10 protein-coding genes and 1 pseudogene are annotated in these 14,693 nt (G+C 46.3%); 1 reads left to right on the top strand and 10 read right to left on the bottom strand.

Annotation, left to right across the window (positions count from 1 at the left end; genetic code table 11):
* Positions 1 to 51 precede the first annotated feature (51 nt).
* From DHL47_RS05395 to DHL47_RS05380, 4 genes are all read right to left on the bottom strand, one after another.
* Positions 52 to 309: a DUF896 family protein gene (locus tag DHL47_RS05395; RefSeq protein WP_128834224.1), complete on the bottom strand. Its 258-nt coding sequence runs from the start codon at positions 307 to 309 to the stop codon at positions 52 to 54.
* Positions 310 to 366: 57 nt separating this feature from the next.
* Positions 367 to 2,406, bottom strand: a complete 2,040-nt coding sequence (gene glyS, locus DHL47_RS05390) for a glycine--tRNA ligase subunit beta (RefSeq protein ID WP_209551156.1) — start codon at positions 2,404 to 2,406, stop codon at positions 367 to 369.
* A 2-nt stretch (positions 2,407 to 2,408) separates the two neighbouring features.
* Complete coding sequence (glyQ, locus tag DHL47_RS05385; RefSeq protein WP_209551155.1) at positions 2,409 to 3,326, bottom strand: glycine--tRNA ligase subunit alpha; 918 nt, start codon at positions 3,324 to 3,326, stop codon at positions 2,409 to 2,411.
* Between the two features lie 373 nt (positions 3,327 to 3,699).
* Positions 3,700 to 4,461 (bottom strand): elongation factor Tu, encoded by a 762-nt coding sequence (locus tag DHL47_RS05380; protein ID WP_209551154.1) that lies wholly within the window; start codon positions 4,459 to 4,461, stop codon positions 3,700 to 3,702.
* Between the two features lie 117 nt (positions 4,462 to 4,578).
* Here DHL47_RS05380 and DHL47_RS13625 point away from each other — a divergent pair, with 117 nt between their 5' ends.
* Positions 4,579 to 4,662 (top strand): AgrD family cyclic lactone autoinducer peptide, encoded by an 84-nt coding sequence (locus DHL47_RS13625; RefSeq protein ID WP_420853833.1) that lies wholly within the window; start codon positions 4,579 to 4,581, stop codon positions 4,660 to 4,662.
* Between the two features lie 129 nt (positions 4,663 to 4,791).
* On the opposite strand, the gene DHL47_RS05370 is transcribed toward DHL47_RS13625, so the two are convergent.
* The 6 genes and pseudogenes from DHL47_RS05370 to DHL47_RS05350 form a co-directional block, all read right to left on the bottom strand.
* Complete coding sequence (locus DHL47_RS05370) at positions 4,792 to 9,231, bottom strand: S8 family serine peptidase (RefSeq protein WP_420853832.1); 4,440 nt, start codon at positions 9,229 to 9,231, stop codon at positions 4,792 to 4,794.
* A gap of 32 nt (positions 9,232 to 9,263) precedes the next feature.
* Positions 9,264 to 9,381 (bottom strand): annotated as a pseudogene (locus DHL47_RS13620) (YSIRK-type signal peptide-containing protein); the annotation flags it as partial.
* Between the two features lie 275 nt (positions 9,382 to 9,656).
* Positions 9,657 to 10,334: a hydrolase gene (locus DHL47_RS05365; protein WP_128834239.1), complete on the bottom strand. Its 678-nt coding sequence runs from the start codon at positions 10,332 to 10,334 to the stop codon at positions 9,657 to 9,659.
* Between the two features lie 60 nt (positions 10,335 to 10,394).
* Positions 10,395 to 12,050, bottom strand: coding sequence for a vWA domain-containing protein (locus DHL47_RS05360; protein ID WP_128834242.1), 1,656 nt, complete (start codon positions 12,048 to 12,050; stop codon positions 10,395 to 10,397).
* 13 nt (positions 12,051 to 12,063) lie between these two features.
* Positions 12,064 to 12,756: a hypothetical protein gene (locus tag DHL47_RS05355; RefSeq protein WP_245335556.1), complete on the bottom strand. Its 693-nt coding sequence runs from the start codon at positions 12,754 to 12,756 to the stop codon at positions 12,064 to 12,066.
* A 2-nt stretch (positions 12,757 to 12,758) separates the two neighbouring features.
* The gene (locus DHL47_RS05350) at positions 12,759 to 13,916 is read right to left on the bottom strand and encodes a toxic anion resistance protein (RefSeq protein WP_209551152.1); all 1,158 of its coding nucleotides are present in this window, start codon (positions 13,914 to 13,916) and stop codon (positions 12,759 to 12,761) included.
* Positions 13,917 to 14,693: the final 777 nt, after the last annotated feature.

Genomic DNA, 14,693 nt, shown 5'->3' with positions numbered 1-14,693 from the left:
CCTGTTCAGGGATTTTTATTGTGCAAGTCTGTCGATAGGCAAGGGAGCTGCTCAAGACTCCGGATCATCCAGACTGCGGCCGTGAAGGCCTTTCTCCCGCTGTACCTGACGGAGTTTTTCCGGAGTGACATCATTGCCCTCCTCATCCACCACCTTGATGCCTTCAATATGATGGCGGACCGAGCGGCGGTAGCCTTCGATATACTCTTCACGAAGCTTGGCTTGTTCCACTTTTTCCTCAGCAGTCAGGCCGACGGTTTTTTTCTTTTTAGCCAGCTCGTTGATGCGTTCGATTTTTTTAGGATCCATCTTTTCCTCCTTTACTCAGCTGCCAAAAGGCTGCGCAAAAGCAGCCGCTGCAGTTGATTATTTGGTGTTGATTAGGTTGAATTGGGCCAGGGTCCGGGCTTTTTCTGTCAGAGCTGCCAGCAGAGCCAGACGGTTGGCCCGGACCTTTTCGTCCTCAGCCATGACCATGGTATTGTCAAAGAAAGCATCAATAGCCGGACTGAGAGCAAAAAGCTGGTCAATAGCGGCTTCTCGGTCAGTATCCAGCTCCAGATTTTCAACGGCCTCATACAGCGCCCTTTCTTCTGCATTTTCAAACAGGGCCGGATCAACACGGACTCCGGTTTCAGCCTTTTCTGCTAAGTTAAAGACCCGAGACAGGCTTTCCACTGCTGCCTTGAAATGCTCTTCCTTGGACTTGGCAGTTAACAGTTCTGCTGTTTCAATCAAATCGCGCACGACAAAGACTGAACTGCCCAATACAGCTGCTGCAATATCTTTGGGAACAGCGGAGTCCATCATCTTTTCGACACGTGCACGGAAGAAGTCCAGCACTGCTTCCTGATTGTCATAGGTCAGGCTGTCAAAGGACAGAGCATAGAGCCGGTCCAGCAGCTGCTCCAAGTCAATGTGCCAGCCAAACTTATCCAAAATACGCACCACACCCTGAGTAGCCCGGCGCAGAGCATAAGGGTCGTTGGAGCCCGATGGGATGAGCCCCACAGAGAAGAAAGAGAGAATGGTATCCAGCTTGTCCGCCAAGGCCAGCACTGCACCAACCTTGCTGTCCGGCAGCTGGCCATCCGCTGAAGTCGGCAGATAATGCTCGCGAATAGCTGCCGCTACTGCTGCAGGTTCGCCGGCCAAGAGAGCATATTTCTCTCCCATAATGCCTTGCAGCTCGTCAAATTCGCCAACCATACCGGTCAGCAAGTCAAACTTATAAATCGCTGCTGCTCGGGCCAAATCTGAGCTTTCCTCTGCCGTCAGACCGGCCTGCTGGGCCAAGAGAGCAGCAATCTGACCAGTCCGCTCCATATGCTCTGACAGAGAACCAATTTTCTCATGGAAAGTGACCTGCTCCAGCTTTTCAACCAAATCAGCAATGGCCAGCTTTTGGTCCTCCCGCCAGAAGAACTCTCCATCTTCCAGCCGGGCTACCAGTACTTTTTCATTGCCCTTGATGACATTATCCAAATGCTCCGCATTGCCGTTGCGGACAGAGATAAAGTGCGGCAGAAGCTTGCCTTTGCTGTCGCGCACGACAAAGTAGCGCTGGTGCTCTTTCATAGAAGTCACCAGCACTTCCTCCGGCACCTCTAGGTATTTGGCGTCAAAATTGCCCATAAAAGCAGTCGGATATTCAATCAGATTGAGCACTTCATTGAGGAGCTTCTCATCTATCTCGATGGCCACATCGTGCTCTTGCTCAATCTTCCGAATCTGATCGACAATTATATTGCCCCGCTCGGTCGGACTGACAATGACAGACTGAGCACGCAGGTCGTCTTCGTATGTATCTGCAGACTGAATCGGCGTTTCTCCTCCTAGGAAGCGGTGCCCCCGGCTGATCCGGCTGCTCTTGATGTCCAAGAAATCCAGGTCAAAGTCCTGCTCATCTAAGAGCACGGTCAGGGTATGAACCGGACGGATGTATTCAAAAGTGTTGTTGGCCCAGTGCATGCTGACAGGGAAGGTCAGAGACTGAAGTACCTCGGTCACGCCCGGGATAATCTCCTCCACAGGACGGCCAAGCTCTTCCTTGGTGACATAGACATATTCCTCGCCCTTGATTTCCCGGAAAGTGATGTCATCCACTGTCAGACCCTTGCCGCGGACAAAGCCTTCTGCAGCCTTGGTAAAGTTGCCATCCGCATCCAGCGCAATTTTCTTAGACGGCCCTTTGAAATCTTCGGTCAGATCGGACTGCTTGTCTGCCAGACCGACCACCCGCACCGCCAAGCGGCGGGGAGTAGAGAACATTTCAATCTTCTCAAAGGCCAGACGATGCTCTGTCAGGAAAGCCCCCATTTTGTCGCGCAGCTGCTTCATGCTGGGTGTCACGACATAGGCCGGCATTTCCTCCAAACCTAATTCAACTAATAAATTTTTTACCATGGTTACTCTCCCTCCTCTGCCAAGAGTTTTTCGCGGGTCTCTGCATCCAAAAGCGGATAGCCCAGGCGCTTGCGCTCAGCCACAAAGGTCTTGGCCACAACACGCGCTAAATTGCGGATGCGGGCGATATAGCCGGCCCGCTCGGTCACAGATACGGCACCGCGCGCATCCAAAAGATTAAAGGTATGCGAGCATTTGAGAACGTAGTCATAAGCCGGGTGGACCAGATGCTCGTCCAGACAGCGCTTGGCCTCTGCTTCAAACTTCTCAAAATTCCCCAAGAGCAGGTCCTGGTCGCTGACTTCAAAGCTGTACTTGGAATGCTCGTATTCCGGATGGCGGAAGATTTCTCCGTACTTAACGCCGTCAGCCCACTCGATGTCGTAGACCGAGTCCACCTCTTGGATATAGGAAGCCAGCCGCTCCAGACCATAGGTCACCTCAGCCGTCACCGGCTGGGTTGGCAGACCTCCGACCTGCTGGAAGTATGTGAACTGAGTGATTTCCATACCGTCCAGCCAGACTTCCCAGCCTAAACCAGCCGAGCCAGTTGACGGGTTTTCCCAGTTATCCTCAACAAAGCGAATGTCGTGCTCCAGCGGATTGATGCCCAAGAGCTCCAAAGACTGCAAGTAAAGTTCTTGGATATTGCTTGGTGATGGCTTCATAACCACCTGAAATTGGTGGTGCTGATAAAGACGGTTGGGATTTTCCCCATAGCGTCCATCTGCCGGCCGGCGGGACGGCTCTACATAGGCCGCATTCCACGGCTCCGGCCCAATAGCCCGCAGGAAGGTATAAGGACTCATGGTTCCTGCTCCCTTCTCATTATCATAAGCCTGCATGAGCATACAGCCCTGCTCATTCCAAAACTGCTGTAAGGTCAATATAATTTCTTGAAAAGTCAATTTTTTAAACATCTCTTCTCCTTTATTATAATAAATTTTCTGCGACACGAGCCTTCCTAGCCAATCATGCTAGGAAGAGCGAGTTAGTACTGCACCTAGCTTAGACACCATAGTGCTAAGCGTAAGGCAATCCGACTGAAAGGAGGAGATTGCCTTTGGTGCAGTGAAAGGTTAATTTCTTAGACATGTGTTACTCCTTTAGTTTCTTGAGATTCTTGCGAAGCGTTCAAAAGGGAACGATTGTTTCCCTTTTGAAAAGCTAGTACATCGCCTAGACAAACAGCCCCATAGCGGTTGTCGTTAGTCAATCGAACCTTTAGGTTCGCAATTGACTTTGGCGAGGTGAAATGTTAACTTTTTAGACATTTGTTACTCCTTAATTTGTTTATATTTCTTTGTCTATTATTTTCTGTTCTATGAACCAATCCAACAAGGGAAGTGTTTTATCTGTGTTTGCCCACCGATGATAAGAATCAAAGACCGCTTGCACGCTGCCTAGATTTTCTACTAGCTTGTCAACTGTCAAAAAACTGCGCCAGTATTCGTAAAAAATACTAGCATAATTCCCTTGATAAGTTGAAGTGCCGAAATCATTCAATGAGTTCCAACCGTGCTTTTTCTGAAAAAGCTCAACGAGAGACTGATTACAAGCCTTTTCCGTTTGAAATTCCTCGTCTGTAAGGAAATACTTACGGCTAATATACTCAGCCATCCCTTCTTCAAACCAGATATAGGCACCGTATCCATCAAAGTCATCTAAAAAATGCTCCGACCAATGAGCTAGCTCATGGCCCACAATCTGCAAGAGGGATTTTTCAGACAAAGACTGATAGTGGCTTTCTATTGCTCGAGTTTGGTGAGAGGTCTCGTAATTCTCCAACTGAAGGAGATACAAATCTTTCCAAACCGTCAATTCGGGAGTCATAACCATCCGCCTATCATTTGTATAGGCTGGTACAGGAATTTCCCGAATGATCCGCGTAGCAGAATCAAAATCGGACCAAATGATGGCTTGCGGCAAGTCATAAACCGCAAACTCGTCTTTTAAAAATGTTAGATAATCCTGCAACTTTGCGGAATTCTTTGCGACGAAATCTCGAAAAGCTGCTAATTGGTTCTCGTCTTTTACAAGGTAAAGGTTCTCCACGAATCTCCTTTCTTTCGAACAATAGACTCAGTACGCAAAAGAACCGCCTCCGACACACCCAGGCCAACTACAGCCTAGGGGCGTCAAGACGCGGTTCCACCCTAATTTATTACTTCATTGTGTTTAAAATTTATAGCCGAAAGCGCCATCTGCACTGCTTCCCTATCCGGCTTCCACCAGCCCGGACTCGCTAAAAGGTAGACAATGAAATTTCTTTCTACACAAGATTATAGCAGAAAATAGAGGCAATGTAAAACACTTATCTAAAATTCCTCGCAAAAAATCCCTCAAGATAGACTCTTAAGGGATTTTCTGCTTATTGACAACCCATCAAGCTTGTTTTGCTTTTTTGGGTTTGGCTACTTTGGGCTTTTTGCCGTCCAGTTTTTTCTTGGCAGCCTTGAGCTGGGCAATAGCCTCCTTGACCTCTTCCTGGCTGGCACCTGGATTGGCCAATACAGCCTTGGCCTGTGCATAAGCATCTAAGTAAGCAGCCTTGATCTGATCGCTCGCGTAGATAAATTTATTGCTGATGGCTTGGTAGTGGCCCTCGTCATCAACCAGCTTCTTGAGACTGGCAAAGTTGGTTGCCTTGCCATCCAGCTTCTTCTCCGCTGTAGTCAGCTGAGCCAGAGCCGCATCAATCTGCGCCTGAGTCACCTTGTCCTGCACCAAGAGCAGAGCAACAGCCTGAAAGGCCTTATCGTAGTCGCGGCGGACTTTTTCTTTGGCATTGGCATAGCGGCCGGTCCTAGTCGTCGCATCATAGGCCTCAATCGCCTGCTTGACAGCGGCCAGATCAGAATCCTTGCCGTCCAGGCCGGCAGAAGCAGCTTCCAGCTTGGACAGGATGTCATTCACCTGAGCCTGGCTCAGCTTGCCGGTCAAGGCTTCCTTGGCAGTCTGATAGGCTTGGTCGTAGGCTCCGCGTTTTTCAGCGCTGGCATTGTAATACTGAGCCGTTTCGACCAGCTTGGACTGCTGATTGACCGCTGAGAGAAGGCCGGTTTTGACAACGACAGCCAGTTTGAGCAGGTTGTTTTTTCCTTCTTCGACTGAGACAGTCGGTTCATCTTCCCAGAGCTCATAGCCGGTCGGCAGGTTGACAAAGACAGAATAGAGGCCCGTCGCAATGGATTTGCCAAAGGAGTGCTTGCCGTACACTTCAGCCGGAAGCGTATAGACATCCCCATTATTATTCTTGAGAACAACCTGGGTATTTTTTGGAACGGCTTGGTCAAAGGCAACACTGACGGGTGCATAGACCAGCTCCTTCGCCCAAAATTCAATCGTTTTAAAACTGTCCTCGGCTGTCAAGTCAAATTCCTGTGTCTGATCAGCATAGAAGCGGATATTGTCTTTGTCATAGGTAAAGATTTCAGCTACATAGTGGCCAAAGGTCAGGAAATTGATGTCTTTCCCCTTGTCCAGTGTGACATAATGGCCCTTATCGTCCTTAATCCGATAAACGAATTTCGTATCAATATCCTTATGGGTATCATTATCCACCAGTGCCACACGGATGCGGCCGCTGTTTTCATCGCTGACCAAATCAGCCAGAGCAATCGCATCTTTATTGCCGGCATAGTCTTCTACCACATAGAAAATGGCTGCCTTGTCCACTCCTTGAGGCAGGGTGTAGCTGCCGTCTGAGTTGGCAGAGATATAAACCCGGCGCTCATAGTCGCGCTCATTACCCAGAGCATCCAGAGCTTTATAGGTCACCTGCCCTTTCTCATCAGCCTGCAGGTAAAAGAGCTGCTCTCTCAGAATACCGCCGTTTCCAACATCCTTGGCCTTGCGGGCCGTAAAGACCTCCCGGCCGTCCTTGCTGCTGATATAGCCTGTGGTGATGAGCGGTTTTTGTGTATCAATCTGCAGATTGAAGGAAACCTGCTGTTCTTTGGCACCCGGCACATCCGGCGTATAGCGGACAACATAGGTATAAAGACCGTCATCCAGCGCTTCACCTTTGCTGTCCAGACCATCCCAGGCCGTATTGCTCAGAAGGTAGGATCTAGGATTGGATTCCTTACCGTCGTAAAAATTCTTGCGGCCATTCCAGGTCTTGCTGCTCTGCCAAATGGGAAAGCGGTAGTCTGTGTCATCTGCCGTATAAACAGCTGCAGTCAGATTGCTGACATTGCGGTAAAGAACCGTGCGGTACTGAATCTTGTCCTTGTTGCCGTCTCCGTTTGGCGAGAAGGCCAGGCGAACCTTGCCGTCCGCATCCAGCTGCAGAATGTTGAGACCGGCTTCATTTTCGACTGTCCCCAGAACAACAGAACTGCGGGACACCGTTTTGCCGCTGGAATAAAGGGTGTCGCTGGCATTGGTCTCAAGATCTGTGACATTTGCGCCGCTTGGAAGGCTCTTGTCTTCCGGCATTTTGTAATAGAAACCGGACTTGCCGTCGCTGACCAGATTGTAGATTGGTTTTTCCGCTGCCGGCAGATCCTGAAATTGTCCGCGGAAGCCCATAAAGGGCAGGCTGACTACATCGCCGTCATCGGCTGGGTCTACAAAGCGGACAAAACCTTCCAAAAAGTAGCCGTTCGGCATTTGCTGCAGCAGCTCTTGGGCAAACTTAGATGCATCCACCTTGACCGTCACCGTCTGGCTGCCATGGGCTTTGACAGTGATTTCCGGCCAGACAGTCTCAGTCAGCTTGCGCGGGGTCAGAGGGATATAGCCGTCCTTGACTGTGTCCGTATTAGTATTGACAATCATTTTCAGCGTCCGGTCGGTATCGGTGATATTGTGGACCGTGACATCAAAGCTGAAGCTGTCTCCGACATTGCCCAGTGAGACACTCGGATAGTGATTGTCTCCTGTCACATAGAGCCCCGTTGAAACAGCTGCTGCGGTATCGACAATCCCAGCTCCCTGCTGACGCGGTGAGGTTTGAGCGCCTGTCTCCTTGTTGATGTGGATCTTAGCCGTGGACATGATCAGGGCTTTCAGCAGATCAGTAGTCTGTTCAGGCGTCAGGTCTGGATAATGCTGAAGCAGGTATTCCTTGACCAGAGCCGCTGCACCAGCCACATGAGGCGCAGCCATACTGGTGCCGCTGATCGTGCCGTAGGTATTGTCATTGAAAGAGGAATAAATCTCGCCGCCAGGTGCTGTCACATCCGGCTTCAGCATCCCATCTGTCGTCACTCCCCAGTTGGAAAAAGAAGACATCTGTTCCGCAGCTGGATGGGGTCGATTGACCTTGGTACCGTTGAAGGACAGCTTGTAGTTGCCAGCTGCCAGAGCTTCTCCGTATTTCTTGCTGATAAAGGCGGCTGGGATTTTTTTGGCATCGCCGTCCAGAGACATGGAAACATCGATCCCCTCTACATTATTGTAGACTAAAGCTCCGATAGCTCCATGCTTGATAGCATTATTGACTTTTTCGGAAAAGCTGAGGGAGCCGCGCTGGATGAGGGCCAGTTTGCCTGTCAGATCCTTACCGGCAAAGTCTTCCTCACGGCCCAGACCGCTGGGAACATACTCATATTCCTTGTCTTTTTCAAATTCTGCATCCGTTTCTGCGACTTTATAAGAAAATTGTCCTTTGTTCAGTTCGTCATTGTTTTCCAAACCACGGACTTCCATGACTTCCTCGGTGAAAACTGTATTATTGACTGATGCGACCGAGATGGCCTGCGCCACAGTAGAAGGATTGCCGACCAAACCATAGTCTGGATTTTCAGCTAAAGGATAGGAGTGGCCGCTGCCAAAAGTATTCTCATTTCCCGCTGCAATGACGACGCTCACGCCCTTGGCCCGGGCACGCTCGACGGCTGCCAGCACGCTGGAACTGGCATTGACTGTAGAGCCTGTCGTGGAGCCCAGACTCATATTAATCGTGTCTGCTCCCAGAGCTACCGCATCGTCAATCGCCTTGACATAAATGGCATCGTCGGTGGATGGAGAGCGGTCAGAAAAGACCCGCATAAACATGACCTGTGCTTCTGGCGCTACGCCATAGATGTATTCGCTGTTGCCATCTTTTTTGTCTGGATTTCCGGCAGCAATCCCGGTCACGTGCATACCGTGGGAAAGTTTATCTTTTTCCTTGATGCTGTCATCGCCATCCATATAGTTGTAGGCGAAAACCACCTTGTCATTGTACCATTTCCCGTAGTCAATGCCGGCCTTCTTCTTGGCCTCCTCTATAGCAGCCTCTGTCTGGTATTTGGCCTTAGATGGGTCTGAAATCCGCAGAACCTCATGGTGAATATCCAGACCGGAGTCGATCACAGCGACGACCATTCCCTGTCCCTTGTAGCCCTGAGACCAGGTCTGAGGCACCTTGATAATCTCATTCGAGCTGATGCTGGCTGGCTGAGCTTCAGAAGCCTTTTTCTCAGCAGCAAGGCTGTCTTCGTTTCCATCTGCAGCGGAGACAGCAGGTTTTTCTGCCGCTTGATCTGCTGAAGACGGCTCACCGGCTGGCTGATCCGCCTTGCTTTCATTGACCGGCTTTTCAGGCCCAGCAGCTTTTGTTTCAGCCTTAGCTGCAGGCTGCTCAGAAGCTGCCGGACTCGCCTTGTCCCCAGTGCTGTCAGCAGCTGCTGAGACCGGCAGCTGAGCAGCATCACTCTCTGCTGCCTTTGCGGAAGTGTCAGGCCCAGCCGGTGCAGAAGCTGCAGCAGCCGAACTGCTGGCCTCTGCCGGACTCACTGCTGGCGCAGAAGCCGTTTCAGAAGCAGCCGCCAATTCTGCCGCCTGTGGATCCGCAGCTGTCACAGACGGCTGGTCAGCCTTATCCTGCGGCACAAGACCTGACTGCTGAACCGCAGCTTCCGAATGGACCGCGGCCTGCTCATCAGCCTGCGCCTGTCCTGCGCCAAAGACCAGGGCCGTTCCTAAAAGAACAGAAGCCAAACCGAACTTGTATTTACGGAGTGAAAAACGTTGTCTTTGCATAGAAGTCTCCTTACTATTATTTCTAAATATATTATAATAGAAATTTTCTGACAATTCATACATTCCTAACAAATGTAACAAAAATGTAACAATCCCGAACTTTATCAAAGAAACTACCTCTATCATAAAGTTTTACACCTCAATTTGTTTGAAGCATTGAACAAAGTCTCTCTAAAGTACGGAAATAAGAAAAACCAACCAAGACCACTGCTAAAAACAGGGGCTTGATTGGTTGATTCTTATAGTGTTTCTATGCTTATTATAAAACAGGACTACTACTCGCTATCGCTACGATAGATTTCCATTTTCTTGTGGAAGTATTGTTCCATCATGCCATAAGCGGTGTAGGTAATGGCATTAGCACCAGCCGCAATGGTGTCTAGGATGTTTTCTTCCGTTTTTCCGCCAGAAGCGATGATTGGAACATCCGGGTACTGCTCCCGTACCCATTTGACCAGTTCAACCGTATCTTTCCCGCCGCTAACATTAAAAATATCCACACCAGCTTCAATATAAGGCGCCAGCGGCCGAGATTTATCAATGACTGTATAGATTAGGGGAATGTCAACATAGGTTCGGACAGCTTTTGTTGTTTCGATATCGACAGGACCGTTCAGTACGATTCCGCCTGCGTTGTTTTCTTCTGCGTGAGAGGCTAATCGGGCCGAGCGGTCACCGCTTGTCAAGCCGCCGCCGACACCGACCAGAATCGGCGCTTTCGCAACCAGTGATACGGCATTTAGTATCTGCGTATTCGGGGTAAAAGGATACACACACAAAATAGCGTCCGCATTCGTATTGGCAATAAGAGAAACATCCAAAGAATAGACAATTGACTTAATGCGTTTGCCATATATGATAATACCTGATGCCTCTTTGATGCAGGCTGGCATGGCAATGATCGAGTCGCGCAAGGGACTGGTTACAACTGGAATTTTTTTATTATTTGTCATTATATTTTATACTAATCCTTTATCTAATAATCTCTAATTTTAAATTTAAAGCTGAATTCATTAAAATTCAGCATTAAATAACTCTTTTAATTTGTAAATGACATCATCATTGGATGCATCAATAGAAACAGATTCATTAATTTTAGACAGCCTAGCCAATTCTTCCAAATCTGCATTGTAACCGATAGTATTAACTGTAATACCCAGAGCTTTAATGATTGGTTCAACCCGTTCAAATTCATAACCGCCATTGGTCTGACCGTCTGACAGGACAAAGATAATCGGCCGTGCATCTGGATTTTCCTTCATTTTATCCAATATCATCTTAACTGCCACAAGCGTTCCATCATAGGTAGCTGTTCCGCCTGATGGCGTCAGCCCTTTAATAGCAGATGTGAAATAGGATTTTTGGGTGCTGTTCATCCTATCAATCGGAACATTAATAGTCACGTCGTCACTGTATGAAACCAGACCGATTTGATTCTCTTCGTTGATGTACTGCAGGGAGTTGAGCAATGATTTTTTCAGATTATTCATCGGATCGCCATCCATAGATCCAGACACATCGGTGACAAAGACACCTACAATCGGCTGACTGTTGTTCTTATTCTTTTTCCAAAGATTTTGCATGGACATCAGCAGATTCCCGTCAGTGGTTTGCTCTTCAAAACTATAGTCTTCCAACTGATTAAAACCATATGATGACGCTTTCGATTGATTGCTGCCTTCAAGAATATAACTGGAGAATTTTTTCAACACCTCTTGCTTGGAGCTGTCATTTGTCGTTGCATAAAGCGGTGAATCCTGACGAATCCCAAAAGGAACATATTCATAATCGCTAAATTCTGGGGTGTTGATATAAGTCTGATAAGAAATAGACAGAATATCTGCGCTGCCGCTTTTAGCCGCTTCACGCAATTGAGTGGTCGTCACAAAGGTGGACGGAATATTATTTTGGAACTGTTGGAAAGCTGTTTTCGCCGTATCGCTAATCGGATTTTCCTTATCAAAGCTAAACAGTAACTGGGACAGTAAACTCAAACCTGTTGAAGAAGTATAAGGATTGGTGTAGCCTAGTAATTTGCCATCATTCACCGCTTTTGCCAAATTTTCAACAGTCACATCGCCATAGGCCTTTTTAATTTCATCATAGATATTTTTCTTCATCAAGAGACCGCTGGTATTACCAAATAGTCGTTCTGAAATCTGTGTAGTTGCCGTTCCACGCGCATTTAAAATGTAGTTCCATTGTTGATTTGATGGAGTATAGCCGTCCGGCACATGGTTTTTGCTGGCAATATAGTCAACAGAAGTACCTGAAGGAATAGAACGAATGGAGACACTCACTGTTTTTCCGTCAATTGTTTGGCGCTGATTATTGAAACTTTCAGCAATTTCATTCAAAATACCATCTTTTCCGCTGCCAGCTTTTTCAGAACTAACAAAAATTTCAGCATTGATTTCGCCGTTGCCTTTTACAGTATAGGGATAGGTTGTATCAATATCTGGCAGTTCTTCATTTTGCTGCAGGGACGTATTCGAAATATCCTTTTTCAATTTTGCAATCTTAGGATCGATTTTCTTATAATAAGCTTCTACTTCCGTTTTAGCATCTTTTTCGGACAACTTCGATTTAACGGCTCCATCTCCAGAACAAGCTGATAAAACCAAACTTGCTCCAAGCACAAGAAGCAGGGATGTTTTTTTAAATTTCATAAATAATCTCCTTCTAAATGAGTTTAATAAGCTCTTTGAGTGAGTCTGTCAAGTTTTTGAGATCGATTTCACTTGTAGAAGTTTTTACATCAATATAGTTAATCGCCTCAACAATTAAACTGTCTGCATCATCAAGCAGCTTATCATTATGAATTAATTTAGTTTCAATATTTGCGCCGTCTTTCGCAATAATCAAACGACGATAGATACTCTTGGCATCTTGTAAAATATGAACACGAATGGAAACGAGTTCCTTTGCGATATTTTGAATAATCGGCTGGTCATTGTTTTCAACAATTTCAACGAAATCATCCGATAGGGTTTTTGCAGCAAGCAGCTGTTTTAAAATACGCTTTGTATAATCAATATACTCCGGTTCATCAATCGTTTCTTGAATATCCGTTAATTTTTGAATCATTGATGTTTCATCGTATAATGGATCTTTTCGCTGCTCTTCCTCAAAAGCAACGAGTCTCAGTTCTTTGCTCTTACTCGAAATATAACTTTTAATGACAAAGCCTGCATACAAAACGGTGAGTACCAGCAGAATATATGCGCTTGTATGAATCATTTTGAAGGTTCCGATACCAGATTCTACAATAATATCGTCTTTATCAAACATCGCTAATTTAAACAAGAAGATAGTCACTAAGGTTAATCCGCTAATAATTAAACCATGTATTATAATAAACTTCTTTAGCATCATGTTCACCCATTCATATTAGTGTGATTAACCGTTGTCACCAGCTGTGTTTTTAATTCCTCACGCAATTCACCAATACGAAGCGACGCTTTTTCACGGTATTCTCGACCCTTGGCTTGCGCCGCATCAATATCTCTCAAAGAATTAACGATATCAGACGTCATAGACTCTAGAGTTGTAATATCAATTGCGGCACGCTCACTTTGTTCCGCACTGCGTTTACTTGTCTCGTGCAAGCTCTTAGTGACATCTTTTAGCAATTGATTGGTCGCGTCTGTCACATACTGATCAGCCTGCAATGCTTTTTCAGTCTGTGTATTGTAAAACGCAGCCATCATATACATATTCCATGCTGGAATCATAATTGTCTTACTGCGATTGATTTTTTGAATCAAGCCCCGATTAGTATTGGTCAAGGTTTCTAACTGAATAGCCATTGCTTGGGACAGTGACATTTGAGCATCTAAGTCATGAATCTGCTTTTCAAATAGATTTAATGAGTTCTTGTATTCAGTGAGCTCATTAATACTTGTCTGATCACCGCTTTTCGCCTTTTCTTCCAGAGCGGGCAGCTCAGACTGATAAGCTTCTTGTATTTTTAACTTACCAGCCTCCACATAAACAGATAGTCTTTGGAAATTCTCTCGATTTCCCTCCTTCATTTGTTCTAGATCTTTATTATTCTTAATCAGCGTCAGCTGATTATTTTCCAGAGTAGCAACCACTCGATCGATATTATCTTTTGCAGATTCATACCGAATTTGCAAAGTCTTTATGTGGTTCTTAGCTTTTTTAAATATCCCAAAAATACCTTTTGGAGTATCTTCTTCAGAAACCGTTAATTGGGTCGCCAAACTTGATAAAAGTCCGCCAATATCACCGACTTCCGAAGCCTTGACATGCGACAGTGTCTTATTAGTCAAGGTCATCAGACTATTGGACTCTTGTGTACCATAAGTTAAAATAAGGTCTTCATCGCTTAGGACAATGGCATTTTTCACCTGTTCGACAGCTGCATTTTGCTCGTCCGTTCTTTCAATGGGCTGAAACGTTTCCTCTGTCACTTCGGTAATGAGCTTTTCTTCTTCCTGAAATTGTTTTTCAATTTCGGGTGTAATCAATGGTGATCCTACTGTTGTATCACCGACTGTAAATCCTGCCATATTTATAAAAACAAACCTTCCTATTTATAGTAAAATGGAACTTACCTGAGACATAGCTGTAACCTTATTCCCAAGTAAGCTAGTCGCCTATTTAACTGCTTTACTTTCTGTTTTTAAATATTCGATTTTCTCTATTGCACTAACAGCACTAAATCGAGAGATTTTAGCTGATAGAAAATCTGCTCCTTCATAATAGCCTGCAACTAGGAAATATTCATCAATAGATTCATATCAAAAACAAGTCACTCTATCAAGAAAAATACAGATTGCGCTGTAATAGTGTCTTAATCAAATCGTATTTTAATTTTAACACAATTAGGGTATTTGAGCAATATACCTGCTAAGCTATTTATTGCCTGTTTCAAAAGGATTCATACCCGGATTTACATGTTTGAATCCATAAATTCTCAGGCTTACGATTAGCAATCAAAACTCCCCGGTTCTCTTCCAACCAGGGAGTTCTTCAGCTATTCAATTCATAAACTTCTCTGCCTGACGGCGTTTTTCATCAAACCCGGCCTTGTCCTCCTTGCTCCAGCGGCTCATATCCAGCAGGTCCTCGGCCTTCCTGATAATGGCTTCAGGCTGATTGCTAAAGGGCTGGTTACTGAAAAATTCCAGCCACTGCTTTTTATGGCTTTCTATATCTAACTTATACTTTTCAGCTCTAAAAGTGCAAGCTGGACCGGAGGGGAGTGTCCCTCCGGTCCCTCTATTTCTACTTTCAGCTCCTGCCGAGTCTGATTGTCCTGCAGGCTGAAGACCCGAAAAGCCCGA

This window comes from Streptococcus panodentis, from assembly GCF_017884005.1.
GTDB classification, from domain to species: Bacteria; Bacillota; Bacilli; order Lactobacillales; family Streptococcaceae; genus Streptococcus; species Streptococcus panodentis.
The sequence above is the reverse complement of the archived record's forward strand: the minus strand, read 5'-3'. Positions and strand labels throughout refer to the sequence as shown.

Coding starts and splice junctions, on each gene's coding strand:
- glyS (WP_209551156.1), bottom strand. CDS start 2,406: ATGGTAAAAAATTTATTAGTTGAATTAGGTTTGGAGGAAATGCCGGCC.
- DHL47_RS05355 (WP_245335556.1), bottom strand. CDS start 12,756: ATGATGCTAAAGAAGTTTATTATAATACATGGTTTAATTATTAGCGGA.
- DHL47_RS05360 (WP_128834242.1), bottom strand. CDS start 12,050: ATGAAATTTAAAAAAACATCCCTGCTTCTTGTGCTTGGAGCAAGTTTG.
- glyQ (WP_209551155.1), bottom strand. CDS start 3,326: ATGTTTAAAAAATTGACTTTTCAAGAAATTATATTGACCTTACAGCAG.
- DHL47_RS05350 (WP_209551152.1), bottom strand. CDS start 13,916: ATGGCAGGATTTACAGTCGGTGATACAACAGTAGGATCACCATTGATT.
- DHL47_RS05395 (WP_128834224.1), bottom strand. CDS start 309: ATGGATCCTAAAAAAATCGAACGCATCAACGAGCTGGCTAAAAAGAAA.
- DHL47_RS05365 (WP_128834239.1), bottom strand. CDS start 10,334: ATGACAAATAATAAAAAAATTCCAGTTGTAACCAGTCCCTTGCGCGAC.